We start from the raw sequence: 24,813 nt of genomic DNA on the forward strand, positions 1-24,813 counted from the left end.
TTAGAATTATGAGCACACAACAAAATAAACAAATGGTTCTTGACTTTTTTGAACGTTTTTCAGCTGGCGATGCAACAAATGCACTTACTTATTTAGGTGAAGATGTTATTTGGCAATCTATGGGAATTAAAGGTAATCCTCCTGTTTCTGGTAAAATGGATAAAAATGGAATAGCAGACCTTATAAAAATGGTAAAAACTGCCATACCAAAAGGATTAGAATTAACGCCAGTAGGCTGGACAGCCGAAGGCGATAGGGTAGCGGCAGAGTTCATTTCTTACGGAGAGTTAACTAACGGTAGAATTTACAACAATCCATACCACTTTTTGTTTCAGTTTTCTGAAGGTAAAATCGTGTATATAAAAGAATATATGGACACGTTACACGTAAAATCCATATTTGTAGATTAATAGAATCTAGTATGAATGCCTCTTTTATAGGAGGCATTCTTTTTAATTTAATATCACAATATGAAACTGAATAAGAACATAGCTTGGACGGTAGATGGCAAAATAATAAACAAAGCCAAATACAATGAAGCCATGAAAAAAATAACAGCAGCTACATTTAACGAAGATGGTTCGCTCAATCACGAGTGGTATGTTGCAGAAGACCAGGAAACTATTCATATTTATGAACGATACCAAGACTCCGATGCCGCTTTGGCACATTTAAAAGTATGGTCTCAGTTTGCAGCTCTGTTTTTAGAAGGTGCAACAATGGATAGTTTTAAAGTTTATGGGGATGTAACTCCAGAATTAAAAAGCGCAGTAGCTGGTGCAAATAGCATTATGAGTCGTTACGGCGGATTTGTTAAATAATTTTAATGAAACAAAACCTTGAAATATACCTAAACAACCATTTTTACTACCAAAAAATTACTGCTGTCTAAGACTAACTTTGTACCAGATTAATTGTCCTTAAATTTTACATAAGCCAATCAATTAATAGAAAAACAAACAACTAGGTTTACTAAACCAAAATATCTTATTGAGGTAGTTTTTGGTAAAAAAAATAAATACAATGACAAATAAAAATATACTCGAGCAAGCTCGTACACTTACTTTACCTTCTCGTGAAGCCTCGCTAAACCGTGAAGCCTCTGTCTCTCATTTTTGGAATAGTAACCGAAATTTACTCGAAAATGCATGGGCAGAATGGGAAATTGAAAATAAGGATAATTTACTAATTCCTGACGAAACATTGCTGGATCCACGCTTGCAAAAGACAATTAAAGAAGCATGGGAAAATCCAGAAAAAGAGAATGCTGTTGCTGATTTATGGGAAGAAATTATTCCTGGTGTTTATGTTGCGCAATTTTTTAACCCTGAACGCTTAGCTGAATTCCGTAATTATTTAGAAGCTGTAGTAAATTCACAAATTCCGAAACGAGCACCGTATGGAATACAATTGAATCGTTATGGGATTATGCTTGATCCACGTTCAGAAGGGTATCTAGCAGCACCTAATTTTCAGACATTTTACAACGACATTATGGACCGATATATGCGTCCGATAGCGCGTTTATTATTGGGTACTTATGGCTATGATAACCAAACATTTGGTTTTTCTATTCAGTACAACCCAGATAAAGATAAAGATTTAAATGGGCATACTGATGCCTCAGCTGCTACCTTGAATATCAATATAAATTTACCCGATGAAGCTTTTACTGGTTCACAAGTTGATTTCTATGATAAGACCACAGGAAAAACGGTACAAACTACTTTTGAATCAGGCAAAGCAATAATTCACAGAGGCGATGTTGCACATGCTACGCACCCAATAACCAGTGGGCAGCGCAGTAACTTGGTAGTTTGGTTATACGGAGACCACATGCAAATTCCACGAGGCAGTGTAAGTAGCTATGGTAGTGCAAATAATACAGCATCTAAAGTTGTTACAACAGAAAGTATTAATGCTCGTGAGCGTTGGAGTGTACCAGACAGTCCTAAAGACACCTTTGCACCTTTTTAAAAAGTCCACAGGTAAAATAGATACAATTTTAGAGAAAATAGCAGAGAAAGTTCTGCTCGTATTTCATCAACATTAAAAAACAAAAATGAAACATATATTAATTACAGGAAGTACTGACGGAATCGGTAAATTATTAGCCTTGCGTTTAGCAAAAGAAGGTCATTTTGTTGGCGTTCATGGTAGAACTGAAGCTAAGTTAAATGCCACTGTAACAGAAATCAAAGCAGAATCAAAGAATAATAATGTGGTAGGTTTTTTAGCCGATTACTCAAACTTGTCAGACGTAAGAAAAATGGAAAAAGAAGTCACCGAGAAAATGCCGAAAATTGATGTTTTGGTCAACAATGCAGGTATTTTTAAAGCTAAAATTGATACTGCTGCGAATGGAGTAGATGTTCGTTTAGTAGTGAATTATTTAGCGCCGTATCAATTTACAAATGCGGTATTACCGCTATTGAAAAAAGCAGATGCACCTAGAATAGTAAATCTTAGTTCTGCAGCCCAATCTCCAGTTTCTTTAAATGCATTACAAGGCGGTATTAGTTTAGGAGCGAATGATGCTTATGCACAAAGTAAGCTAGCCTTAACTATGTGGAGTTTTTATTTAGCAAAACAAGAGCCGTCAATTTTTGTAGTAGCAGTAAATCCTGGTTCGCTTTTAGATACTAAAATGGCAAAAGAAGCTTACGGTCAACATTGGTCTCCAGCGGAAAAGGGAGTCGATATTTTGTACGATTTAGCGATGACGGATTTGGTAGAAACAGGTAAATATTTTGATAACGATAAAGGCTTATATTCTGATGCGCACCCAGATGCTTATGATACCTTTAAAATTAGCACTTTAATAGATGAGACAAATGATTTGTTGTCTAATTGAGCTTGTTAGAAAGTAGTAAACAACATCGGGGCAAGCCCACAGGCATTCATGAGAAAGAACATTTTGATTTCGAGGCAAGCCTTTGAGCATTTAAAACTCGATTATCGAGTAAATTGTAATGACAGAATATATTTTTTACTCTATTATATAAACGGTTTAAAAGAATAGTTTTATAATTATAACAAATTTGGTTCAAGAACCGCATTTATACATGAGTACAATAAAAGAAAGCCTTTCACTTCGCGAAGCCCAAAAATTGGTGTTATTATCACAACGTTTACCGTCTCCAAAAGTGATAGGTTCTGCTGCAAATGCTACCCTTTCCGCAATTGAGCATTTGGGTTATGTTCAAATAGATACTATTTCAGTTATTGAACGAGCGCATCATCATACGCTGTACAATCGTAATTCCAGATATAAATCAGCTCACATACAAGAATTAATATCGGATAAGAAAGTTTTTGAATATTGGGCACATGCGGCTTCCTACCTTCCAATGGTAGATTACCGCTTTAGCTTGCCTCGCAAACAGGCCATTGCTTCCGGTAAACAAAAACATTGGTTCAAACGTGATGAAAAGCAAATGAAATACGTTTTAGAACGTATAAAAGGTGAAGGACCTTTGATGGCTAAAGATTTTGATAAAAAGGGAATCAAATTTGGTGAATGGAAGACCGCGCCCACCAAACAGTCTTTGGAAAATTTGTTTATGCAAGGCAAATTAATGATTTCGAAACGGGTAAATTTTCATAAAGTATATGATCTTACCGAACGGGTTTTGCCAGACACCATAAATACCAATACTCCAACAGATAATGAATATGGTCGATTTTTGGTGAAGAAATATTTACGAGCAAATGGGCTAGGGAAATTAACGGAAATGACCTATCTCCTAAAGAACAGAAAACCAATGGTTGCTATTGCTCTAGAACATATGCTTGCAGATGGAGAAATAAAACAAATACGTGTTGTGGATAGTTATTATTATATATTGTCCGAATCATTTGAACTGTTGAACAAACCACTGGCACGAAAGAAACTTAGCATTTTATCTCCTTTTGATAATCTACTGATTCAAAGAAAACGAACATCTGAGATCTTCAATTTTGATTACCTTTTAGAATGCTATGTGCCACAGCAAAAAAGGAAATTTGGGTACTTTACCTTACCAATTTTATGGGATGGAAAACTGGTTGCCCGAATGGACAGCAAAGCCGATAGAAAAGAAAAGGTATTACATATTCACCAATTAATATTAGAACCTAACTTGAAGAAAATTGATGCGTTTGCTGATTCTTTGAACAAAGAACTACAGTCATTTTTACAATTCAATGATTGCAACGGCATCCGTTTGCACAAAACAATTCCCTATAATTTTAAACATGAATTTGAAATGAGATACCCTAATTTAATAGTTCAATAAAACCAACTCTCTTTTACAGGTAACATACTTCGTTTTTAACTAATTAACTGAAAAATTCATGGAAAAGATGAAGATATTAAAGATGATAGATATGAATAACCCTAATACTTTCATCGAACCAATCATTTTCTGTTATAAATTGGATTACCATTCAAAAATAACCAAGAACACATCCATTTAGAGCTACTGATTTTCAATAGTTAACTAGTTTTTCTTTATTTTAAATGCGGAGTTTAATTTTTATTAACCTTCGCATTTCTTATACTATAAAACGTATTAAATTTGCATTTTTTTTTACGATATTAAAACTTCAAAATTACTTTAACGATAATCGAGTAATTAAATTTATTGCTGGGTTAAAATTATCATGACAAATGGATAACTTACTTACTTTTTCTATTACTGTTTTTACAGCCTTTTTTGCTATTACTAATCCAATTTCAAATATGACTGTTTTTCTATCGCTTACGCAGGGGGCTGATAAAAAGACGAAGCACGATATAAATAAAAGAGCTAATATGATTGCTTTTGTAATCGTGACCCTTTTTATTATTTTAGGAAAATATATTTTCGAGTTGTTTAATATTAGTATTCCTGCATTTAAAATAACAGGTGGTATCTTAATATTTTATATCGGTTTTGAAATGTTACAGTCTAAAGTATCTGATGTTAAGAACTTAAAGAAAGTAGATATTGATGAGAATATTGCTGTCTCGCCACTTGCCATTCCGATTTTGGCTGGTCCTGGAACTATTGTAACGGCTATGAATTTTGTGGCTAATGCCGTTGCTTTACAAATATTCTTAGTAATTGCAATTTTTGGTTCTATGAGCTTATTAACCTATTTTACTTTTAGAATAAGCGATCTTATTGTAAAAATTGTCGGTAATAACGTTATCTCTGTAATTGGGAAAATAATGGGATTAATTATCGCCATAATAGGTACAGGTATGATTATACAAGGAATTAAAATTTCTTTTGACTTACTACCCTAATAATTTCAGGAGGTTTAAAGTAATATCCTAAAAAAGATTATTGTTATCAATTCGATTCATTTTATTCAGTCAACAGAATTTATTTTAATGCACGGTACACCATGAAAAAAATATTGATTCTGTTTTCACATCCTAAATTTGAAAAGTCTCGAGCCAATGCTTCTCTTTTAAATTATATAAAAGACAAAGAAGGGGTTACAATTCATGATTTATATGAACTTTATCCCGATTTCAATATAAATGTACCTTTTGAAAAAGAACTATTAATTCAACATGATGTCATTATTTGGCATCATCCTCTTTACTGGTATAGTTGCCCACCATTGATGAAACAATGGATAGACATGGTTTTAGAATTTAATTGGGCCTACGGACCAAATGGAAAAGCCTTGCAATCAAAAACCTGTTTAAATGTTATTACCACCGGTGGTTCAAAAGAGCTTTATTGTTCTAAAGGCAGTAACAGTTTTACTATAAATGAATTTTTACGCCCTTTTGAACAAACGGCAAATCTATGCTTAATGACGTATCATCCTCCATTTTCAGTTATGGGCACTCACCAACTAACAGACGATGATTTAAAAGGGTATGGCTCTAAATACAGTGCTTTAATTGACACACTTCAAAACTAATAAGTACCTTACAATTACACCTTTAGTATCGTTTACAATAATTCAACCTTAAACCAAACCAATTATGACCGGCAGCTTACTTTTTGATGCAATAGTTTTCTTAACAGGCGCCATCATCTGTGTTTCTATAGCAAAGCGTTTAGGTCTAAGTTCTGTTTTGGGATATTTAATGGCCGGTGTACTTATTGGGCCCTATGTGCTTGGTTTTATTGGTGAAGAAGGAGAAGACATTCTTCATTTTGCAGAATTCGGTGTAGTAGTGATGTTATTTTTAATAGGATTGGAAATTGAGCCAAAAAATTTCTGGAACATGCGTAAGACTATTGCGGGTATGGGTGGTTTACAGGTTGGCGGAACAATGGTTCTATCTTTTTTATTATTTATCGCTTTAGGTTTTGAATGGAAGGTTTCGCTCGTAATTTCCATGGCAGTAGCTTTGTCATCAACAGCCATTGCCATGCAGACCATTAAAGAAAAAGGATTAATGGATACCACTTTTGGTACTTCGGCTTTTTCCATTTTACTTTTTCAAGATATCATTGTAATTTTTATGTTGGGTGCTATCCCGTTGCTTTCAAACTCAGATAGCACAGCAGGGACTGATAATCCGGAAGCGACTGGTAATCTTTTAAATGGTTTACCTCTAGGGTATCAGACCCTTGCCATTATTTTGTCAGTAGCATTAATTATTGGTGCTGGTCAATATTTAATTGTTCCTATGCTACGTAAAGTAGCAAAAACAGGAGTGAGAGAACTTCTTATTGCTTCTGCATTATTAATTGTTTTTAGTATTTCATTTTTAATGGAATATGTAGGCCTCTCACCTGCTTTAGGTGCTTTTTTAGGAGGTGTGGTGCTATCGAACAGTGAATTTAAACATGAGCTTGAAAGTACTTTAGAACCTTTTAAAAACTTATTATTAGGCTTGTTCTTTATTGCCGTGGGTGCCTCTATTAATTTCGTGGTTATTGGTAAAATTCCGTTTACTATTGGTGGAATTTTAATTGCTGTTATACTTCTGAAAGCATTGGTATTGTTTATAACCGGTCGTGTTTTTGGTTTAAAGTTGGACCAAAAACTATTGTTGACTTTCAGCTTGGCGCAAATAGGGGAATTTGCTTTTGTCTTATTATCTTTTGCCTTTGGACTTAATATACTTGACCAAGAACAAATGGATATCATGTTGGTAATTACAGCCCTAACAATGTCTATTACGCCCATTGCTAGTATTATTAATGAACGATTAATTCTACCAAGAATCGGCACCAAAGAGTATATAAAAAGACCAATGGACCATATTGCAAAATCACAAAAGGTTATTTTGGTTGGCTTTGGCCATTTCGGTAGTACTGTAGGTCGTTTTTTAAGATCACATGGTATTGAAGCGACTATTTTAGACCAAGATTCTAATCGTGTAGATTTTCTCCGAAAAATGGGATTTGAGGTATATTATGGTGATGCGACAAGAATCGATTTATTGGAATCTGCTGGTATTGCAGAAGCAAAAATATTAATATGTGCTATTAACAATCCGAATATAACCATGCAGGTGACCAAACTGGTGAAAGAGAAATATCCACATGTAGAGTTGATGATTCGTGCTAAAAACAGGTACGATGCTTATGACCTATTGAATTTGGGTATTGAAAACATTTACAGAGAAACTCTTGATACTTCACTTTCTCTAGCCAAGGATGTACTTAGTAAATTGGGCTTTAGAAAATACACCCTTACTAGGCAAGTTCAAAACTTTATTAAGTATGATGAGGAAAGTTTAAGACGTTTGGCATCAGAACCAAAACAAGGCGAAAACTATATTTTTAAAGCTCGAAAAGAATTAGAGGAACAAGAAAAATTACTCAACGAAGATTTTAAAAGGGGAGTGGTTGAATATGATACTCATTGGGATAGCGAAGAAATAAGAAAGACCTTAGAAAAGCAAGGTAATAACCCGTCTTAACACGATTCTTATATTCGATTTTTTTTCATAAACTAGAATTTCAAAATTCCTGCCATAAAATTTTATACATATTACGTCTATAAAATAGCTCAATTAATAGACAGAATTCTTACTCTCGTCTAGTTTTCATCATTTAGTGTATTAAACGATTAAACCACTGTAGTAAATACTTGTCAAAGTATTGAAAATAATAATGAACGTTTAACCTTTTAAATATTAAAACGATGAAAACAAATATTAAAACATACTTAGCATTAGCCTTATTCTTAACTGCATTTGCTATACCAAGTTCGGCACAAGTACGTAATCGTACTAAAACTACAACGACTAGAACAGTAGTTAAAAAAATTCCTGGTCGAGTATCTAGCAAAAAAGTAGTTTATAGAACACCTACTAAGAAAGTGGTGTCTGTTAGAACAGTGCCTAATAGAACTGTTATAAAACATAACGAACAAGATTATTATTATTCCAATAATAAATTCTATACCTCTTCAAGAGGACGATATATTGCCATTGCACCCAAAATTGGTTTTAGAATAAAAAGCTTACCACCGAATTACCACAGAGTTCAATTTAATAATCATATCTATTTTAACGTTGGAGGAACATTTTATAGAGAATCAAATTCATATTATGAAGTTGTAGAACCAGAAATTGGAACTATAGTTGATGACCTACCTGATGGTTATGAAAAAGTGACTATAGACGGATTAACCTATTACGAATATGCTAATACGCTTTACGAAAAAATTCAAATTAATGGCACTAGAGCCTATGAAGTAGTTGGTGTAATCGATATGGAATAATGAAAGTAGTGTTCTATGAAAAAGCGCTTATGTTTAAAAACGTAAGCGCTTTTTTATTGCATTACGTTTATTAAGAAGCATACATTTATTTCCTATTTCTACGATGCAATTGATAAGTGTCTAAAAATAGAATATGACAACCGTCAGGTTTTTTAAAAACCTTATATCATAGTTTTACAAAGGGTTTATGAATGTACTTGACCAAATTCAATTTTGAATAGGTATAGTTTATTAAAAATCACACAAAATTTACCAAAATGCCATCAATTAGCCAGTTTCTATTAATTTTTTCTTTACTTCTTTTTAGTACAATATCGGAAAAATATACAACTACAAATAGCGTCAGAACCTCTTTAAACTTCAAAGTAGTTCATAAAGACAAAATCATAGGTAGTTTAAAAGCTACTAAAACTATTAAAGATTCTAAAATCCATTATCAAAGTATAACCTGTATAAATACTAAGGTTATAAAAGATATTGAGGTCAATTATCAGTATGATGTTATTTATGAAAATAGCATTTTAAAAAAAGCCAATGTAGCTATCGATGTAAATGATAAACCATACGCCGACATTCTTACTAATTGGGAAAATAGTTATTATCAGATTACGAAAAATGGTAAAAAGGAATTGGTGGTTGAAGATAATATCGATTACGCTACCATACTACTATACTTTGAAGAACCTAAAAATGTGGATAGTTGCTACTCTGAACAAGATGGTAGTTTTAATCAAATTCTAGCTTTAGGCAACCATACTTATAAAAAAATTAACTCTAATAATAATGAGAATACCTATTACTATCAGAATGGAATATTAGAAAGTGCAGAGATTGATGGCGGATTGATTAAGTTTAAATTAGTTGCTCAAAAATGATTATTTCTTTCGAATATCATGCAATAGAAAACATATAATATGAATATTGGCTTAGTATTATCAGGAGGAGGCATAAGAGGTGTGGCCCATATAGGAGTTATTAAAGCATTGGAAGAACATAATATCTATCCAACACATATTGCTGGTACAAGTGCAGGCGCAATTGTTGGAGCTTTATATGCTGGAGGTGTAAAATGGTCCGATATTCTGGAATTCTTCAAAGTTATACCCATATTTCATGCGAATAGATTTGCGCTTAAAAAACCAGGATTTCTAGATACTGAAAAATTTTATGATGAGTTTAAAAAGTTCTTCCCCAAAGATAGCTTTGAGTCATTACCTAAAACTCTGTACATTACAGCTACAGATATTATTAAAGGGGAATTAATGATTTTTGAAGAAGGTGAACTAATAAAACCTGTATTGGCCTCAGCTACTTTTCCTGGAGTCTTTTCACCAATTTCTATCGACGGGTCATTTTATATTGATGGGGGAGTACTTAATAATTTTCCTACTGAACCACTTTTACCACGTTGCGATAAAATCATCGGCAGTTATGTTAATCCCCTAAAAAACATTAAAGTTAAAGACTTAAAACATTCATATAATGTTATCGATAGAGCCTATAAAATAAAGTCAGTTTCAGATTCCATAGCAAAATTTGCAGATTGTGATTTAGTTATTTCACCTGAAGAACTATGTGAATTTGCTACTTTCGATATGAGGTATATTGATGATATTTTTGAAATCGGTTACAAAAGCACTATCAAAATATTAAAGGATAATGGGTATACTAGTAGTATATAAAACACCAACTCTAATTAGATTCCACTATTCGCGAACTAAATTTTCACATGCGACGCACGTTCCATAAAGAACTCTTCGAAGCGTTTTAATTTCGGATTCAATTTTTCTGAATACAAAACATACTGACATTTCATAATACTTTGTGCAACCGTTATCATAGCAGTATAGTCTGACTTTTGTACCAGAAAATCTCCATCATCAATACTACATATCTTTAATTGCGAAGTACTTACTCCATTTAGTAGAAACAATTTGTGAAGGGTCGTAGGGGTTGTTATTAATATATCAATACCTTCAAATATTTCTGATTTTTGAATATCGACATGTAACTCTTTATAACTTGCGTATACTCTTAGTGTAGAATACTTGGTGTACTTTAAAAACTCATCATAAAGTTCCAGAACCTTTTCTTTATTTTCAACAACCACAACCGCTCTTGGTGCATTACCAATTGCTTCACATTTTAGCTTTTGTAATGTGGTAAGAATTAAGGTTGTTGTTTTCCCACTTTCCTTTGGAGCCGTACAATATACATTTGACCCACTTTTTATAATAGGAATACTATTTTTTTGAAAAGGTGTAGGTTCTTCAATTGAAAAACTCTCTAACATCTCAAGTAAATAAGGGTTCAATTTTTTAAACGACATAACTTTCTACAATTGGTGGCAATATCTACCCTATTAAAGGCCTTTAATTCAACAAATATACAGCCAACGAATGGGGAAAACCGAGTGAAGTATCTTATTTTATATAACTGTTTTTAAATATGGTCAATACCTAAGAATAAAGAATTAGAAAAACACCTGCCATAATTCCCCCTAAGGGTACTAGCTTCTGTCGTTTATTCTGCTCCTTAAACAATAAACCACCTACTACTACCGCGATTAAAATCTGACTACGTTTTATTGCGGAAAGCAACATTATTAAAGCTTCTGGATCTTGTAAAGCTTTGAAATAAAAATAGTCGGCTATTTGCAATAAAATTCCAACTAAGGGTATTGACCATCGCCATTTGAAAGCTTTTCTTTTTTCTGCGTTAGGAAACCACGTAATCGAAAGAATAATTAATAAAATTAAAACTGTGTAAAAGCAAAACCAAAATTGTAATGTCTGAGGATTTAACAATAGACTTTGAATTAAAAACTTATCATATAATCCACTAGAGGCACCTAAAAACGTTGCTCCAATTATGGCGAATATCCATTTGTTACGTTTAAAATGAATGCCTTCTTTCTTACCAATCTTAGAATATAGTAATACGGAAAAGATGATGAGAAAAAAGCCTATCCACTGCCAGAAATTTGGTTTTTCTTGATAAATAGTTATTGCGCCAATAAAAGTAAAGAAGGGTCCTGCCGAACGTATAGGTGTCACTATCGTTATTGGTAAATGTTTTAACGCCTGATACGCCAGCACCCATGAAGCAGCCATTATCGCAGATTTTATAGCTATAAAACCATGTGTTTTTAATGGAATGTCATTGATATAAAATTGTATATCAATCATGTACTCTTTAAAAAACTGAGAACCAATATAAAAGGGGAGAAGCAACAAAAACCCGGAAGATATGGTACCCAATAAAACAGGAAAAACTTCATTGCCTTGTACGGCATGTTTCTTACATAAGTTGTGTAATCCTAAAAATAATGCCGCTAAAAGTCCGAGGTACATCCACATAATGCGCGCGAAGATATTGGTTTTCTAAACTACAGTTTGGTTTATGGCCACCAATGAACTATTCTTCTTTAATTATTGCAACCATAACCTGAAAAATAAAAAAAGGGTATCCATATAATGGATACCCTTTTTTTATTTGTAGAAATAAGACTAATAAGCCATTTTCACAATCTTCTCCACTTTGTCTGGTGAAAGATTTTGATGCTCACCTAATCCTTTCCATCCACGATCAGTAAATCGTTTTGAAATTTCTTCTGCAGTACCTTCATATTCCTTCGTATAATCTGATAATTTGGTGTCAATTCCTAATTCATGGAAAAAAGCTTCCGTTCTTTCAATAGCGGCATAGGCCTTATCATCAATACTACCTTCAGTGATATTCCAAACACGCTCACCGTACTGAGCCAGTTTTTCTTTTTTGGCTTCAAAATTATACTTGTAGTGGCTCGGAGCTATTACTGCTAGGGTACGTGCGTGATCTATACCAAATAAAGCTGTTAGCTCATGACCCATCATGTGCACTGCCCAATCTCCAGGCACCCCTTTTTGAATTAAACCATTGAGCGCCATAGTACAGCTCCACATAAAATCGGCAGCTGGCTTATAGTCCGTAGGATCTTTTAATACCTTAGGTGCTACTTCAATAAGGGTTTGCAAAATGCTTTCTGCAAATCTATCTTGTAATGACGCACCTATCGGATACGTCATATATTGCTCTAGCACATGTGTAAAAGCGTCAGTAATTCCGTTTGCCAATTGACGTTCTGGAATAGAACTAATTACCTGTGGGTCTAGTATTGAGAATTCAGGAAATAAACCTGGTCCGCCCATGGCTAATTTTTATTTCGTTTCCGCTCTAGTTATAACAGCACCAGAATTCATTTCAGAACCCGTCGCAGGTAATGTCAGTACCGTACCAAAGGGCATTCCTTTTTGTGTTTTAATAGTTTTGGTCAGAATATCCCAAGGGGTGTCTCCATCATATACGGCAGCCGCTGACAAGAACTTTGTGCCATCAATAACAGAACCACCACCTACAGCTAATAAATATGTGATATTTTCGTCCTTAATCACCTGTAAAGCTTCCATTAGCACGGCATACTCAGGATTAGCAGGAATACCCCCAAACTCTATAACCTCTATTTTTGATAAAGCTTTTTTTACTTGTTCGTAAATTCCGTTCTTTTTAATACTCCCTCCTCCATAAAGCAATAATACTTTTGCATCGGATGGAATTTCACTTTCTAATTTTTCTATCGTATTCTTTCCAAAGATAATTTTGGTCGGATTCTTAAATTCAAAATTGTTCATTTTCTCTTTTCCTTTTATTAATTATTTTGCAATTTTATTATCAATCAATTATTCAATAACGGTTACCAAATCTTTCATAGGTTTTCTAACCTTTTTAAGGTTTACTAACCAATCTTCATTTTCTTTTCTATACCCAATTGGAAGTAATACAGCGCTTCGCAATCCTTTTTCGCGTAATCCTAAAATTTCATCAACAGCATCTGGTTCAAAACCTTCTAGGGGAGTGGTGTCGACCCCCTCAAAAGCTGCTGCGGTAATCGCCATACTAAAAGCGATATAGGCTTGTTTAGCAGCGTGATTGAAGTTTTCTTCTGCACTTTTTTGTGGATATAGACCTAATAACATTTGACGGTAATTTTCCCATCTTTCATTCTTAAATCCACGTATCTCATTCGTTAAATCGAACATATAGTTAATTCGCTCTACGGTATACGTATCCCAAGCAGCGAAAACTAGTAGGTGAGAGCAGTCTGTTATTACAGTTTGGTTCCAAGCTACAGGTTTAATTTTCTCTTTAATGTCCTGATTTTTTACTACGAAAATTTCAAAAGGTTGTAATCCACTTGAAGTTGGAGCTAACCTTGCCGCTTCTAAAATCCGTTCAATTTTATCTTCAGCTACTTTTTCACCATTCATTGCTTTTGCAGCATATCTCCAATTCAATTTGTCTAATAATTCCATATAGTCACTCTATTTTTTAATTGTTTTTTGCTAATTTTTTTATATCGTTTGAAGAAATAATAACTTCTGCATTACTCGTATTATTGGCTAAATTCACCATCGCTTGTGCGATACATTCGGCGCTTATTATTTTATATTTGTTTAATGGACCAACAAACAAGGGTTGAATTATTTTAAAAACAGCCAAACCTATTTTTTCTAGAATTCTACGTTCATTTCGTTCACCTCCAATAAGTGAAGGTCTTAAAATTGAGGTGCGTTGTATGTTCTCTTGTAAAACATCATGCTCCATTTCACCTTTTGTTCTATTATAGAATACATTACTTTTTCTATTGGCACCCATGGCTGAAATGACTAAAAAAGTTGATATACCATTTTCTTTTGAGAGCTTGGCAGCCATTACAGGAATTCCATAATCTATTTTCTTATAAAACTCTTTGTTTGGTGTTTTCCTTGCAGTAGTACCAATACAGCAGTACACTTCATCGGCTGTAAAATCTGATTTGAATTTTTCCAATTCTAATAGGTCGCCAATAAATTGTTTAACTTTATTGGGTAAGCCTTCAATTCGGGTTCTTGAAAACAACTTAATGACACTATACCTATTGTCTTCCAACAATTTTCGAAGTAAAATACCACCTGTTAATCCCGATGCTCCTAATATAATCGCTGTCTTATTCATTTTATTTACAAACTTTAATACTACTCCAAGCTGCCTCATAGGCTTGGTCTAATTCTAGTTTAGTTAATTGAACCGATCCACGATTTTGCGCCATCATTAAAAAGGACAGCGGATTTATCGCATAAGCGTACAATAAGTAATCTGAGAGTGGTTTAATAATACCTTCCTTTTTACCTCGTGCCCACAGGTCGAGTAGAGGCTGTAAATGCTTAATACCCTCTTGTCTGCTCAGTTCATCAATCATAGGCGTATTATCACATTGTGCCAAAAACAAGGCATTTGCGCTTTCTTTAATTTTAAAATCTGCAATACGCTTCCAAATCACTTCAAAACCTACTTCTACAGGCATAGTCTCTTTATATGTTTCAAAAGCATATGTCGTATAACAAGCCTTAACTTCTATATAGGTTTTGTTTACTAAGTCTTGTTTATTATCAAAGTATAAATAAATGGTAGCAGGTGATACACACGCCATTTTTGCAATCTTACTCATCGGTGTAGCATGAAAACCATCATTGTTTACCAACTCTATAGTGGCATTTATTAATGCGTTTCTTTTATCTATACTTTTTTGAAGTGCTGCCATAATTTTAATATTGAAGTACAAAATTACAAAAAATGAACGTTCATTCTTTTTTATTAACACAACTTTAATTTTATCTCAAAACTAGTTTAGCGTGGTACATTTTTTAACCGGGATTATAAAGGAATGTTAAATTGTAATACAATTATTCAATAATGAACTGAACATAGGTTGATATGATTTACATATTACTTTTAAGCTAGAAATAATAAAATAACATGTTAATCATCGAAATCTTAAGATATCCTCATAAATTGTAAGGGATTCCTATAATTGAATACCATAATCATTCTTTATATTTAGTAATTCCAATAAAGGTAGTTCCCTCGTCCTTTTTAATTTAAAACGCATACCTAGCTATTAGGTACCATAATTAATTTGGAATAATGTATAAAATTCTATCACTTGATGGCGGCGGGAGTTGGGCTATTATTCAGCTACTCACTTTAAAAGACCGTTATGGCAATATTAAAGGTCACGAAATACTTAAAAAATTCGACCTTGTTATTGCTAATTCTGGCGGTAGTATTGTTTTAGCGGCATTAGCCGAGAATTATTCTATTGATAAAGCAATAACATTATTTGAAGACAAAAAGAATAGAGAAAAAATATTTCATAAAAATACTTTTAAAGACCGCTATTTCCCAGTAGACTATCTAGGTTTATTTAATGCAGGTTTCGGACCAAAATATAGTGCCACTAAGAAAAAGGAAGCTTTTGAGAAGCTTTTCCCTGAAATTGACAAAATTCAGATGAATGAACTTCCAAAGCTCATTGGTAAAGAATCGCTAAAAATAGTTGTCTGCACCTACGATGCTCTTAACAATCGTGCAAAATTTTTTAAATCGTATACTACTTGTGATAATGGCTATGATTCAGTAAAACTTACACAGGCTATACACGGCTCATCAAACGCTCCTGTTCAATATTTTGATTTCCCTGCTCGATTTAAAGCAAAAGAAAGCGATATCTTTTATGAATTATGGGATGGTGCTCTCGGCGGATTCAACAATCCTATTTTAGCCGGAATCATTGAGGCTTATAAAATAGGTATAGACCTCAAAGAAATTAAAATTGTATCCCTCGGAACCAGCAACTCTTTAATGTCCGCAGATGCCAAGGAAAACTTTTGGGATTGGAAACAAATCGCATTGCTATTTAGAAGAAAAAAATTCGCCTTTTCAAAATGGAAACCGCAGTTTAATTTTTTCAAAGAGACTGTATTGCATCAGGCGAAGACCATTCTTTACCAGCCACCCGATACCGCCAATTACATTGCCATGATGTTTTTAAAAGCTGCAGTCGGCAACACTCTTAATGACTCTACTATTCGATTATCTCCATTAATTCATTATGATACGAATACACCTAAAGAAATAATACCCCTTATTCAAAATTTGTATTTGTTGGATATGGATTTAACGAAAGATGAGGAAATCGAATTGCTCATTGAATGCTTTAGTGCTTGGAAAAAAGGGTATCTTTATAATCAACCTATAGAGTTTAAAGTAGAACGAAATAATGATTTATTATTTCAACAAGGGGATAAGTGGTACCAAGACGGAATGGATAGATGGATTAGTTGGGAAGATTCCGAACTAACTGATAATTAATATAACTTAAATTGATAGATTCATTTTTTCTATCTTAATCCTTAATATAATTTACTCCTTTAGGTTTTATGTGTACTTAAATAAATACATGCTATATTGATTTACAAATCAATTATTTAAACGATCTGCTCAACACTAGTTTAATTTATCTTAACTTACAATGCTTCTTCCTTGTAATATTTTTGCACGTTAAGAATAAACTGCTATTGAAGTACAAAAATCCCCTTAAAAAAAACAGTATCGCAAATCCGAAATTTTCAAGAGACATAAATCCCGATTTTTCAAAAACATTAAGAAAAAGGGTAAACACCTATTTTAAAACCCATAATAAGAGTCGTAATGCCAATGCAACTATGGTTATAAAAACTATAATTATGTTGACTCTCTTTTTTGTTCCTTTAATACTTCTTTCTACAGGTATTGTAACATCTGTGCCATTACTTTTTACATTATATATTTTAAGTGGTCTGGGTATGGCAGGTATAGGTATGGGCGTTATGCATGATGCCATACATGGCTCGTACTCTAAAAACAAGAAAATCAACACGCTCTTAGGCTATTCTTTCAATCTTATCGGAGCAAATTCAACGATTTGGAGAATACAGCATAATGTTTTGCATCATACATTTACCAATATCGATCATGCTGACGATGATTTGAACTCTCCCTTTTTCTTACGGTTTTCTCCCCACGCCAAACATTATTGGGTACACCAGTACCAACACATTTATATCTGGTTTTTTTATATGATATCTACACTTTCATGGATCACCACCAAAGATTTTGTGCGTTTAAAACGATTTCGAGATATGGGGTTTTTAGATAAAAAACATGAATACGAAAAAACTTTAGTTAGTATGGCGGCATGGAAACTATTGTATTATTCATATGCGCTCATCCTCCCTATGGTTATGCTACCGTTTTCATGGTGGGTCATCTTATTGGCATTTCTATCCATGCATTTTGTTACTGGTATGCTTGTGAGCATTGTTTTTCAGATAGCACATATAATGCCCTTGACTGAATTTCCGCTACCCAACGAAAAGGGTATGATGAAAGACGATTGGTACGGACATCAATTTGCTACTACTAGTAATTTTTCTCCGGACAGTAAGCTTTTGTTCTGGCTCATAGGGGGTCTTAATTTCCAGGTAGAACATCATGTACTGCCTGATGTATGTCACGTACATTATAAAGTTCTCACAAAGATTGTATCAGAAACTGCACTTGAATTTGGCATGCCTTATAATGTAAAAAAATCTATTGGTCATGCAATTTGGGATCACACTAAAATGCTTCGTATGTTGGGTGAAAAAGATGTTGTTGCACCTATATAAGTAGGCTATGTTTCTCAAATAATAAAGAGTAAAAAAACCAATACAGCATATTAAAGCCCACAGACTTATTAGCTTCATTTCTATTCATTAAAAGAAAGGCAGCATTCATTTTTATAAATTACTTGTTGAGATTCTTAAGAAGCTAAATTAATTTGTCTTTTTTCCTTATTTTTGAGAAGCTCGTAAATGAAACATCATGACATTAAGGCAAACGATTTATCTTCTTGCAATTTTAATTGCATCACCAATAATATCTCAAGAAACAAACCCTTCAGAAACCTTTTGGAATTCCTTAAAATCTCATTGCGATAAAGCATACGAAGGCAGCCTTGTTCTGCCAGAAGAAGATGATAGCTTTGGAGGCAAGAAACTAGTTATGCACGTAAGAGCATGTAGCGACAATGAAATAAAGATTCCATTCTATGTAGGTAATGATAAATCGAGAACATGGATTTTAACCAAAAATAAAGGCATACTTACTTTAAAGCATGACCATCGCCACGAAGATGGAACTGAAGATGATGTCAATTTTTATGGCGGAACTGCGAGTAATGCTGGTAAAGAGGATATTCAATTTTTCCCTGCGGATGTACAAACGCAACAAATGATACCTGGTGCAGCTACAAATGTCTGGTGGATTACTTTAGATGATAAAACTTTCTCTTATAATTTAAAAAGATTAGGTACAGATCGTATTTTTAAAGTTGTGATGGATCTTACCAAGCCTATTGCAGAACCGGATGCGCCATGGGGTTGGGTTGATTAATAATCTCAATCGTACCAAAAAAAGCTAATAAAATCTACTGTAGTATTCAAAACGAGTGCTTTAAAAGTAACTGGATCAAACTTGAACAAATTTATATTGTAATTTTTATAACTCACTAATAAAACAGATTGATGTTACTCCCTGTAAAAGTGTAGTTATCTTTGCAGAAAAATATTTCATGTCGAAGCAATTTTCAGATTTAGGGATTAATGAACAATTACAACAGAGCTTATTAGATTTAAACATCTCTGTTCCCACAGATATTCAGAAAAAAAGTATTCCGGTTATTCTTAACAAAAAAGATGATTTGGTTGCTTTAGCAAAGACTGGTACAGGTAAAACGGTAGCTTTCGGCTTGCCTCTTCTACAGCTTATTAATACTGAAAACACTGCTGTACAAGCGGTTATTTTGGCGCCTACAAGAGAGTTGGCACAACAAATTCATGCCAATTTGATGTCTTTTACCGCTCATAGTCCCTCTATTTCTGTGGCTGCCTTATGTGGTGGTATTCCTATAAAACCTCAAATTGAGCGTTTGAAAACACCAACGCACGTAGTGGTTGCAACTCCCGGGCGTTTGGTAGATTTAGTAAAACGTGAGGCCATTAACATTAAAAATATAAAGTTTTTAATCCTTGATGAAGCCGATGAAATGGTAAGTGCCCTAAAAGAAGATTTAGACACCATAATCGAAGGTATCCCAAAATCGAGACGAACATTATTATTTACGGCGACTATGCCAGGTACTATAAAGCAGCTGGTTCAAAATTACATGTCTAAACACGTGGTACACGTAGAAGCAGATATGTCGACATTGGGTCATCAAGGTATTGACCATCAATATGTAGTTGTAGAACCTATTGAAAAACTAGACGTATTACTTCATTTTTTAAATACGAAAGAAGGTCAGCGCGGTATTATTTTTTGTAAGACTAAAGCAGCTGTAAATAAACTGGCAAAGAACTTAGCCATTAATAAATTTTCATCTGGTGCTATACATGGTAGTTTATCACAAGGTATTCGTGATCGTATTATGGGGCAGTTTAGAGAAGGCCATATTGATATTTTGGTAGCGACAGATTTAGCTGCTCGGGGTATTGACGTAAAGGAAATTGCCTATGTTGTCAATTATCATTTACCTGATACTTATGACGCCTATGTGCATAGAAGTGGACGTACCGCAAGAGCAGGGGCAAAGGGGCTTTCGTTAACTATACTACAAAAAGAAGAAGTTGCAGAAATCGCTGATTTTGAAAAAGAATTGGGTATCATCTTTAAAAAGTTCAAAAAAGCCGATGCTCAAAGTATTATAGAAAATAATGCCTTATTATGGGCTAAAAAAATCTTTAAAACTAAACCTAACCGCGAAGTATCTGAAGATTTTAAGATAAAAGTAAAAACGATATTTCACCATTTAACCAAAGAGGAGTTGGTAGAAAAGATATTGGCAAATTATCTTTCACAAGCAGGTTCCTCAAATTTAAACCCGGAGGAAGTACAAAGAAAAAAATAGTATTACAAATTCAGCGAATCTCGTTTAACATTTACTATTAAATCTATACTATTATTTACCACATACGAAAGCCGACTTTTAGGAGTCGGCTTTATTTTATAAATATATGTAGCTAATATTGGCCTACAAATATGCTTTTAGTATTTCGTTATGAGATTTGTTCCGTAGTTTACGTACAGCCTTTTCCCTAATTTGTCTTACACGTTCTCGCGTAATATCGAAAAGTTCACCTATTTCACTCAAACTTCTAGGGTGACTTTCACCAATACCATAATAAAGCTTTACTATTTCACTTTCTCTACTTGCCAATGTATTTAATGCTTGACCGATGTCGGTTCTAAGGGAATCTATCATCATATTAGAATCAGGACTTTGTGAATCTTTTGAAGTTACTACATCATATAAATTAGAAGATTCTCCTTCTTGAAAAGGCGCATCCATTGATAAATGCTTACCTGAATTTTTCATTGCAAGCTTTACTTGCGTGCTACTCATATCAAGTTCTCTAGCAATCTCAATTGTACTTGGAGGTCTTTGATAAGATTGCTCTAAAGTTGAGTATACCTTTTTAATTTTACTTATTTCTCCAATTTTATTCAGAGGAATACGTACCATTCGTGATTGTTCTGAAATCGATGATAAAATGGATTGTCTAATCCACCATACGGCATAAGAAATAAACTTAAAGCCTCGAGTTTCGTCAAAACGTTTCGCCGCTTTTACCAAACCGATATTTCCTTCGTTGATTAAATCTGAAAGTCGTAATCCACTTCCTTGATATTGTTTTGCTGTAGAAACTACAAAACGTAAGTTGGCATTGACTAATTTATTAAGGGCAATCTGATCTCCTTCACGTATTCTTCTAGTAAGCTCCACTTCCTCGTCTGCGGTAATCAAATCAATTTTTGATATTTCTTGAAAATATTTTTCTAAGGATTTAGTGTCTCTGTTTGTAATTTGTTTAGTGATCTTAAGTTGCCTCATATATTATATTGTTTTTATCGTTATTATAATTTAACCTTTTTTTGATGATATCCTAGTAAAATTCAATATTTCTTGAATTTATTTTAAATAAAATTGAAAATGAATTAATAATATCTAGTTTTTGGATAGATTTCAATATAATTTTATCAAATCATTAATTTTTAGGTAGCACTTCTCCTTGGATTTGGCTTTTATCTTGGGTAAGGGGTCATTAGTTAATCTATCGATAAAAGGATAATGTAATCTCTAAATAAGAGAAAAATAACTAAGTAGTTTTTTTTATACCTCCAAACGACCAACCCATTAAAAAAATTGGAGCGTAGTTTCTTATGACCATGAATTCTTTTTAAAAGCTTAAAAGGGTGTAACTAATGGTGAAAATTAAACCAGTAAGAAATACGAATACAGAATAATACAAAAGACGTTGTTTTTTTGAGATCACTAAACCTAAAAAATAAAGATCGTCTATCAATTCATTATAAATAGTATTGCCATTACTTATTATCCGTTCGAACTCCTTCTTGAATTCAGTTAATGTTTGTTTTGAAAAATTACCTGCATATAACGTCCCTTTATATCCACTCATTTTAAAACTTTTTCCCAAATAACGGTGTGGAAGCATACTAAACAAAGCAAATACCATAGATAGCATACTACTTATTACTAATGCTTTAGTTCCAATATTTATATTTAATGTATTACTACTGGAATCTATAAAATGCTTGCCAAAGAGCAGAGAGGTAATAATAGAGTTAACTGTTAAAATAATTCTTGCTTTATTGTCTACCATTTTTAAAAGACTATAATGGTTACTGGAGAGTGTTTTAAAAAGCGTTTGCACACCTCGTGAATCGTATTTTTCTAATTTTTTTTGATGTAAATCAAACCCTCTGTCTTCACTAGAATTATCTTCCATTATTTTATTTATTAAATTTCACATAATTGTTTTACTTCATTCAGAACCCGCTGAATTCTTATATCTGATAATCCGATATTTTTCATTTTCTCAGAAGCATTTAGCAATTCTTTGACTAAAACAACATCATTGTCTATAAGTTGATGCTTTTCTTTTTTATTTAATGTAGTTAAGGCAGTAACTGGATATAGGTCTAAGGTATCAATGTTGGCTTTTAATCCATTATTTTTAGGGTAATCCCAACTTAACAAAGTTAAACCTACACATTTTGCATAATTTATAGCATCTTCTGTAAATCTGGTATTGGTTACCAACCAACCTTGTTTTAAATGTGTTGTATGGTTTGAATTTATATTCCATTGTATTTGAATATCCAAAAATCTAGAATTAATGTATAGTGGAACTTTGACATTACTTGTCGCTTTAACATCTGAATGAAATTTACATTCTATAGCATATACATTCCCATCTTTTTCAGCCAATACGTCAATTTCATGAGTTACACACTCACCATTTAAAATAACACTTACCTGTGTTTTATATCCTTTTTCTTTTAATAAAGCACCAACCAAACGCTCAAAAGGATAACCAGTAGGACCTAATTCTAACAACGCACGTTTTAAACTGTAGCGTGAAGCAGATACCTTATTGTATTTTTTTAATAAGGAAAAGGATTTTTTGTAAATTTCGTTTGATGACATACCGTCATAAATAACGGGTTGAATTCTATTTACTATTGTTTCAACTACATCTTTAGACGCTCCTGCTGATCGAAGCGATTGTTTTAATTTTTTAAATGAAAAAAGTTCAATCTCATCATTACTTTTTTTAATATAAACTTGCTTTCCCATACCACATTTTTGTCTTAAAATCTTAAAATTTCTGTCATAATTCCAAAACGGATAATAGATAATTGATTCTCAAAATAAATATTATAATAATCCATTCCATGATAAAACTGCACAAACAGTCCTATATCTTGTAAAAATTTTGGATGGTAATAAAAGGTAAGACTGGCATTGAATCTATCTAAATCAAAAACATCTAAATCATTATAATTATCAAGCATTAGAGTTGCTTCAGCTTTTAAGGAAAATTTAGCTCTTTGGTTTTTTACATCTTTTAAAGGAAACTTAAAAGATGTAAACGAATTATGCCATCTTAAACCACTATAACTACCTTGTAATTCTTCAAGTATCCAACTTTTCGGATGTATTTCTAATGAGCTTTTTATGGTTTTAATGGCTTTTAGTCTTTTGCTATATGCTGTTTTAAGCAATCCGAGTTCAAAAAAATTAGTGGCAAAATTTCCGGATTGTAGGTTGATTGTGTGGTTTTCATTATAAAAATTTCCATCTTGACCATTAGAATGATGAGCTATTTTTCCGAATAAAACCAAGTTGTTAAGTGCTTCTTTTTTATGGGCTAGATAATAAAATGTAACCTGTGGTATATAACTAGGGGTACGAACAGGATACGATTCTTCATTATACATCCTGATTATGATTTGTGGTGTTAGAACAGCCATTAATTTTGAATCATTGCGTTCCCTGATAATGAATGATGGATTTATATTGGCCTCAAACATCAAGCGTTCAATATTTCCAATATCGGTTGGGAATGTGATATAACTATCGGTTTGGTTGATTAACGCTATTTTGTACAAATCCAGTTGTGGAATGGTATCGACTTCTTTTTGTGAAAAAACAAAATGCGCAAAACACAGAAATAAGATGTAAACTTTTGTTTTCATTTATTTAAGTTTCAATAATGGTATTGGTTTAAACACTTATAACCTTTGTTGTGCTTATTTGCTTGTTAATCTTTGTCTTTTGAGCCACTAACAATTCTTGAAATAATTCCTTTTTGGTCTGTAAATTCTGCAATTAATACACCTGCCAAATGGATAACTATAAATGCAATTAGATAGTAAATACCAAGTACATGGATTTCTTCCATCGGCTTTTTTAATTCTTTTGGTCCTAATTCTATGATAAGTCCAGTTACCAGCGAAACATTAACACAGACATAAAAAATGAGGTATGTCCATTTTTGAATTCTCTTTTTTGTAGATAGATTTTTACCAAAAGGATTTTGAATTTTCATTTGTCCGAATCCAGGAAGTATGAAACGAATACTAAATAATCCAACTAATACATAACCAATGTAAATATGCCAATTCCACATTGGCTGTCTTATTTTTTTCGCTAAAACAATGAGTTGATCTTGAGATAAACTCTGTTCGGCACTAATCAGGTAATCCTTTATGATAGCAGCCATATTATATTTATTCATCCATGTTAATCGTAAAAAAATAGTGATTAACAACAGTATAAATGAAACAGCTATTGCCCAATGAATTATGCGATAAATTTTAGAATATTTTGTTTGTGCCATG

The 24,813-nt window shown here is 33.0% G+C and carries 25 protein-coding genes and 1 pseudogene; 15 read left to right on the forward strand and 11 right to left on the reverse strand.

Features of this window, described 5'->3' with window-relative positions; translation table 11 throughout:
- The first annotated feature begins 8 nt into the window (after window positions 1-8).
- The 11 genes from AAC084_RS03625 (at window position 9) to AAC084_RS03675 (ending at window position 10,352) form a co-directional block, all read left to right on the forward strand.
- Window positions 9-410, forward strand: a complete 402-nt coding sequence (locus AAC084_RS03625) for a nuclear transport factor 2 family protein (RefSeq protein ID WP_339837055.1) — start codon at window positions 9-11, stop codon at window positions 408-410.
- Between the two features lie 60 nt (window positions 411-470).
- Entirely contained in the window at window positions 471-821 is a 351-nt protein-coding gene (locus tag AAC084_RS03630) for an antibiotic biosynthesis monooxygenase (protein WP_339837057.1), read from the forward strand.
- A 202-nt stretch (window positions 822-1,023) separates the two neighbouring features.
- Complete coding sequence (locus AAC084_RS03635) at window positions 1,024-1,977, forward strand: 2OG-Fe(II) oxygenase (RefSeq protein ID WP_339837059.1); 954 nt, start codon at window positions 1,024-1,026, stop codon at window positions 1,975-1,977.
- Window positions 1,978-2,062: 85 nt separating this feature from the next.
- The gene (locus tag AAC084_RS03640; protein ID WP_339837061.1) at window positions 2,063-2,854 is read left to right on the forward strand and encodes an SDR family NAD(P)-dependent oxidoreductase; all 792 of its coding nucleotides are present in this window, start codon (window positions 2,063-2,065) and stop codon (window positions 2,852-2,854) included.
- Between the two features lie 211 nt (window positions 2,855-3,065).
- Window positions 3,066-4,277, forward strand: a complete 1,212-nt coding sequence (locus AAC084_RS03645) for a crosslink repair DNA glycosylase YcaQ family protein (protein WP_339837063.1) — start codon at window positions 3,066-3,068, stop codon at window positions 4,275-4,277.
- 374 nt (window positions 4,278-4,651) lie between these two features.
- The gene (locus AAC084_RS03650; RefSeq protein ID WP_339837065.1) at window positions 4,652-5,272 is read left to right on the forward strand and encodes a MarC family protein; all 621 of its coding nucleotides are present in this window, start codon (window positions 4,652-4,654) and stop codon (window positions 5,270-5,272) included.
- A gap of 101 nt (window positions 5,273-5,373) precedes the next feature.
- A complete protein-coding gene (locus AAC084_RS03655; RefSeq protein WP_339837067.1) occupies window positions 5,374-5,904 on the forward strand; it encodes an NAD(P)H-dependent oxidoreductase in 531 nt (176 codons plus the stop codon).
- A gap of 64 nt (window positions 5,905-5,968) precedes the next feature.
- Window positions 5,969-7,864 (forward strand): monovalent cation:proton antiporter-2 (CPA2) family protein, encoded by a 1,896-nt coding sequence (locus AAC084_RS03660; RefSeq protein WP_339837070.1) that lies wholly within the window; start codon window positions 5,969-5,971, stop codon window positions 7,862-7,864.
- A gap of 224 nt (window positions 7,865-8,088) precedes the next feature.
- Entirely contained in the window at window positions 8,089-8,670 is a 582-nt protein-coding gene (locus tag AAC084_RS03665; RefSeq protein ID WP_339837072.1) for a DUF6515 family protein, read from the forward strand.
- Between the two features lie 257 nt (window positions 8,671-8,927).
- Window positions 8,928-9,545: a DUF6134 family protein gene (locus AAC084_RS03670; RefSeq protein ID WP_339837075.1), complete on the forward strand. Its 618-nt coding sequence runs from the start codon at window positions 8,928-8,930 to the stop codon at window positions 9,543-9,545.
- Between the two features lie 39 nt (window positions 9,546-9,584).
- Complete coding sequence (locus tag AAC084_RS03675; RefSeq protein ID WP_339837077.1) at window positions 9,585-10,352, forward strand: patatin-like phospholipase family protein; 768 nt, start codon at window positions 9,585-9,587, stop codon at window positions 10,350-10,352.
- Window positions 10,353-10,387: 35 nt separating this feature from the next.
- On the opposite strand, the gene AAC084_RS03680 is transcribed toward AAC084_RS03675, so the two are convergent.
- The 6 genes and pseudogenes from AAC084_RS03680 to AAC084_RS03705 form a co-directional block, all read right to left on the reverse strand.
- Complete coding sequence (locus AAC084_RS03680; RefSeq protein WP_339837080.1) at window positions 10,388-10,999, reverse strand: DEAD/DEAH box helicase; 612 nt, start codon at window positions 10,997-10,999, stop codon at window positions 10,388-10,390.
- Between the two features lie 130 nt (window positions 11,000-11,129).
- On the reverse strand, window positions 11,130-12,029 hold the full coding sequence (locus tag AAC084_RS03685; protein WP_339837083.1) for an EamA family transporter: 900 nt from the start codon (window positions 12,027-12,029) through the stop codon (window positions 11,130-11,132).
- A gap of 150 nt (window positions 12,030-12,179) precedes the next feature.
- Window positions 12,180-13,340: pseudogene (locus AAC084_RS03690) on the reverse strand (iron-containing alcohol dehydrogenase).
- A gap of 48 nt (window positions 13,341-13,388) precedes the next feature.
- A complete protein-coding gene (locus AAC084_RS03695; RefSeq protein ID WP_339837086.1) occupies window positions 13,389-14,021 on the reverse strand; it encodes an NAD(P)H-dependent oxidoreductase in 633 nt (210 codons plus the stop codon).
- A 16-nt stretch (window positions 14,022-14,037) separates the two neighbouring features.
- Window positions 14,038-14,703, reverse strand: coding sequence for an NAD(P)H-binding protein (locus AAC084_RS03700; RefSeq protein WP_339837089.1), 666 nt, complete (start codon window positions 14,701-14,703; stop codon window positions 14,038-14,040).
- A 1-nt stretch (window position 14,704) separates the two neighbouring features.
- Window positions 14,705-15,289 (reverse strand): TetR/AcrR family transcriptional regulator, encoded by a 585-nt coding sequence (locus AAC084_RS03705; protein ID WP_339837091.1) that lies wholly within the window; start codon window positions 15,287-15,289, stop codon window positions 14,705-14,707.
- 383 nt (window positions 15,290-15,672) lie between these two features.
- Between AAC084_RS03705 and AAC084_RS03710 the strand changes: the two genes are divergently transcribed.
- The 4 genes from AAC084_RS03710 to AAC084_RS03725 all read left to right on the forward strand — a co-directional run bounded on the left by AAC084_RS03710 (window position 15,673) and on the right by AAC084_RS03725 (window position 20,515).
- Window positions 15,673-16,899 (forward strand): patatin-like phospholipase family protein, encoded by a 1,227-nt coding sequence (locus AAC084_RS03710; protein WP_339837094.1) that lies wholly within the window; start codon window positions 15,673-15,675, stop codon window positions 16,897-16,899.
- A 206-nt stretch (window positions 16,900-17,105) separates the two neighbouring features.
- Window positions 17,106-18,236 (forward strand): acyl-CoA desaturase, encoded by a 1,131-nt coding sequence (locus tag AAC084_RS03715; protein WP_339837097.1) that lies wholly within the window; start codon window positions 17,106-17,108, stop codon window positions 18,234-18,236.
- Between the two features lie 196 nt (window positions 18,237-18,432).
- Window positions 18,433-19,002 carry a hypothetical protein gene (locus tag AAC084_RS03720; RefSeq protein ID WP_339837100.1) on the forward strand — a complete coding sequence of 190 codons (570 nt, stop codon included), beginning with the start codon at window positions 18,433-18,435 and terminating at the stop codon, window positions 19,000-19,002.
- A 178-nt stretch (window positions 19,003-19,180) separates the two neighbouring features.
- Window positions 19,181-20,515, forward strand: a complete 1,335-nt coding sequence (locus tag AAC084_RS03725) for a DEAD/DEAH box helicase (protein ID WP_339837103.1) — start codon at window positions 19,181-19,183, stop codon at window positions 20,513-20,515.
- Window positions 20,516-20,638: 123 nt separating this feature from the next.
- Here the strand turns inward: AAC084_RS03725 and AAC084_RS03730 are convergent, their stop codons facing one another.
- From AAC084_RS03730 to AAC084_RS03750, 5 genes are all read right to left on the reverse strand, one after another.
- Window positions 20,639-21,499: an RNA polymerase sigma factor RpoD/SigA gene (locus AAC084_RS03730; RefSeq protein WP_339837105.1), complete on the reverse strand. Its 861-nt coding sequence runs from the start codon at window positions 21,497-21,499 to the stop codon at window positions 20,639-20,641.
- 346 nt (window positions 21,500-21,845) lie between these two features.
- Window positions 21,846-22,415, reverse strand: coding sequence for a Pycsar system effector family protein (locus AAC084_RS03735; protein ID WP_339837108.1), 570 nt, complete (start codon window positions 22,413-22,415; stop codon window positions 21,846-21,848).
- An 11-nt stretch (window positions 22,416-22,426) separates the two neighbouring features.
- A complete protein-coding gene (locus AAC084_RS03740; RefSeq protein WP_339837111.1) occupies window positions 22,427-23,266 on the reverse strand; it encodes a restriction endonuclease in 840 nt (279 codons plus the stop codon).
- A 14-nt stretch (window positions 23,267-23,280) separates the two neighbouring features.
- Entirely contained in the window at window positions 23,281-24,168 is an 888-nt protein-coding gene (locus tag AAC084_RS03745) for a hypothetical protein (protein WP_339837113.1), read from the reverse strand.
- 65 nt (window positions 24,169-24,233) lie between these two features.
- On the reverse strand, window positions 24,234-24,812 hold the full coding sequence (locus AAC084_RS03750; protein WP_339837116.1) for a cytochrome b/b6 domain-containing protein: 579 nt from the start codon (window positions 24,810-24,812) through the stop codon (window positions 24,234-24,236).
- Window position 24,813: the final 1 nt, after the last annotated feature.

This window comes from uncultured Maribacter sp. (assembly GCF_963977385.1).
GTDB lineage: Bacteria > Bacteroidota > Bacteroidia > Flavobacteriales > Flavobacteriaceae > Maribacter.

Bases quoted from the DNA above. Each gene is read 5' to 3' on its own strand.
- AAC084_RS03625 (WP_339837055.1), top strand. From the start codon at position 9: ATGAGCACACAACAAAATAAACAAATGGTTCTTGACTTTTTTGAACGT.
- AAC084_RS03630 (WP_339837057.1), top strand. From the start codon at position 471: ATGAAACTGAATAAGAACATAGCTTGGACGGTAGATGGCAAAATAATA.
- AAC084_RS03635 (WP_339837059.1), top strand. From the start codon at position 1,024: ATGACAAATAAAAATATACTCGAGCAAGCTCGTACACTTACTTTACCT.
- AAC084_RS03640 (WP_339837061.1), top strand. From the start codon at position 2,063: ATGAAACATATATTAATTACAGGAAGTACTGACGGAATCGGTAAATTA.
- AAC084_RS03645 (WP_339837063.1), top strand. From the start codon at position 3,066: ATGAGTACAATAAAAGAAAGCCTTTCACTTCGCGAAGCCCAAAAATTG.
- AAC084_RS03650 (WP_339837065.1), top strand. From the start codon at position 4,652: ATGGATAACTTACTTACTTTTTCTATTACTGTTTTTACAGCCTTTTTT.
- AAC084_RS03655 (WP_339837067.1), top strand. From the start codon at position 5,374: ATGAAAAAAATATTGATTCTGTTTTCACATCCTAAATTTGAAAAGTCT.
- AAC084_RS03660 (WP_339837070.1), top strand. From the start codon at position 5,969: ATGACCGGCAGCTTACTTTTTGATGCAATAGTTTTCTTAACAGGCGCC.
- AAC084_RS03665 (WP_339837072.1), top strand. From the start codon at position 8,089: ATGAAAACAAATATTAAAACATACTTAGCATTAGCCTTATTCTTAACT.
- AAC084_RS03670 (WP_339837075.1), top strand. From the start codon at position 8,928: ATGCCATCAATTAGCCAGTTTCTATTAATTTTTTCTTTACTTCTTTTT.
- AAC084_RS03675 (WP_339837077.1), top strand. From the start codon at position 9,585: ATGAATATTGGCTTAGTATTATCAGGAGGAGGCATAAGAGGTGTGGCC.
- AAC084_RS03680 (WP_339837080.1), bottom strand. From the start codon at position 10,999: ATGTCGTTTAAAAAATTGAACCCTTATTTACTTGAGATGTTAGAGAGT.
- AAC084_RS03685 (WP_339837083.1), bottom strand. From the start codon at position 12,029: ATGTGGATGTACCTCGGACTTTTAGCGGCATTATTTTTAGGATTACAC.
- AAC084_RS03695 (WP_339837086.1), bottom strand. From the start codon at position 14,021: ATGGAATTATTAGACAAATTGAATTGGAGATATGCTGCAAAAGCAATG.
- AAC084_RS03700 (WP_339837089.1), bottom strand. From the start codon at position 14,703: ATGAATAAGACAGCGATTATATTAGGAGCATCGGGATTAACAGGTGGT.
- AAC084_RS03705 (WP_339837091.1), bottom strand. From the start codon at position 15,289: ATGGCAGCACTTCAAAAAAGTATAGATAAAAGAAACGCATTAATAAAT.
- AAC084_RS03710 (WP_339837094.1), top strand. From the start codon at position 15,673: ATGTATAAAATTCTATCACTTGATGGCGGCGGGAGTTGGGCTATTATT.
- AAC084_RS03720 (WP_339837100.1), top strand. From the start codon at position 18,433: ATGACATTAAGGCAAACGATTTATCTTCTTGCAATTTTAATTGCATCA.
- AAC084_RS03725 (WP_339837103.1), top strand. From the start codon at position 19,181: ATGTCGAAGCAATTTTCAGATTTAGGGATTAATGAACAATTACAACAG.
- AAC084_RS03730 (WP_339837105.1), bottom strand. From the start codon at position 21,499: ATGAGGCAACTTAAGATCACTAAACAAATTACAAACAGAGACACTAAA.
- AAC084_RS03735 (WP_339837108.1), bottom strand. From the start codon at position 22,415: ATGGAAGATAATTCTAGTGAAGACAGAGGGTTTGATTTACATCAAAAA.
- AAC084_RS03740 (WP_339837111.1), bottom strand. From the start codon at position 23,266: ATGGGAAAGCAAGTTTATATTAAAAAAAGTAATGATGAGATTGAACTT.
- AAC084_RS03745 (WP_339837113.1), bottom strand. From the start codon at position 24,168: ATGAAAACAAAAGTTTACATCTTATTTCTGTGTTTTGCGCATTTTGTT.
- AAC084_RS03750 (WP_339837116.1), bottom strand. From the start codon at position 24,812: ATGGCACAAACAAAATATTCTAAAATTTATCGCATAATTCATTGGGCA.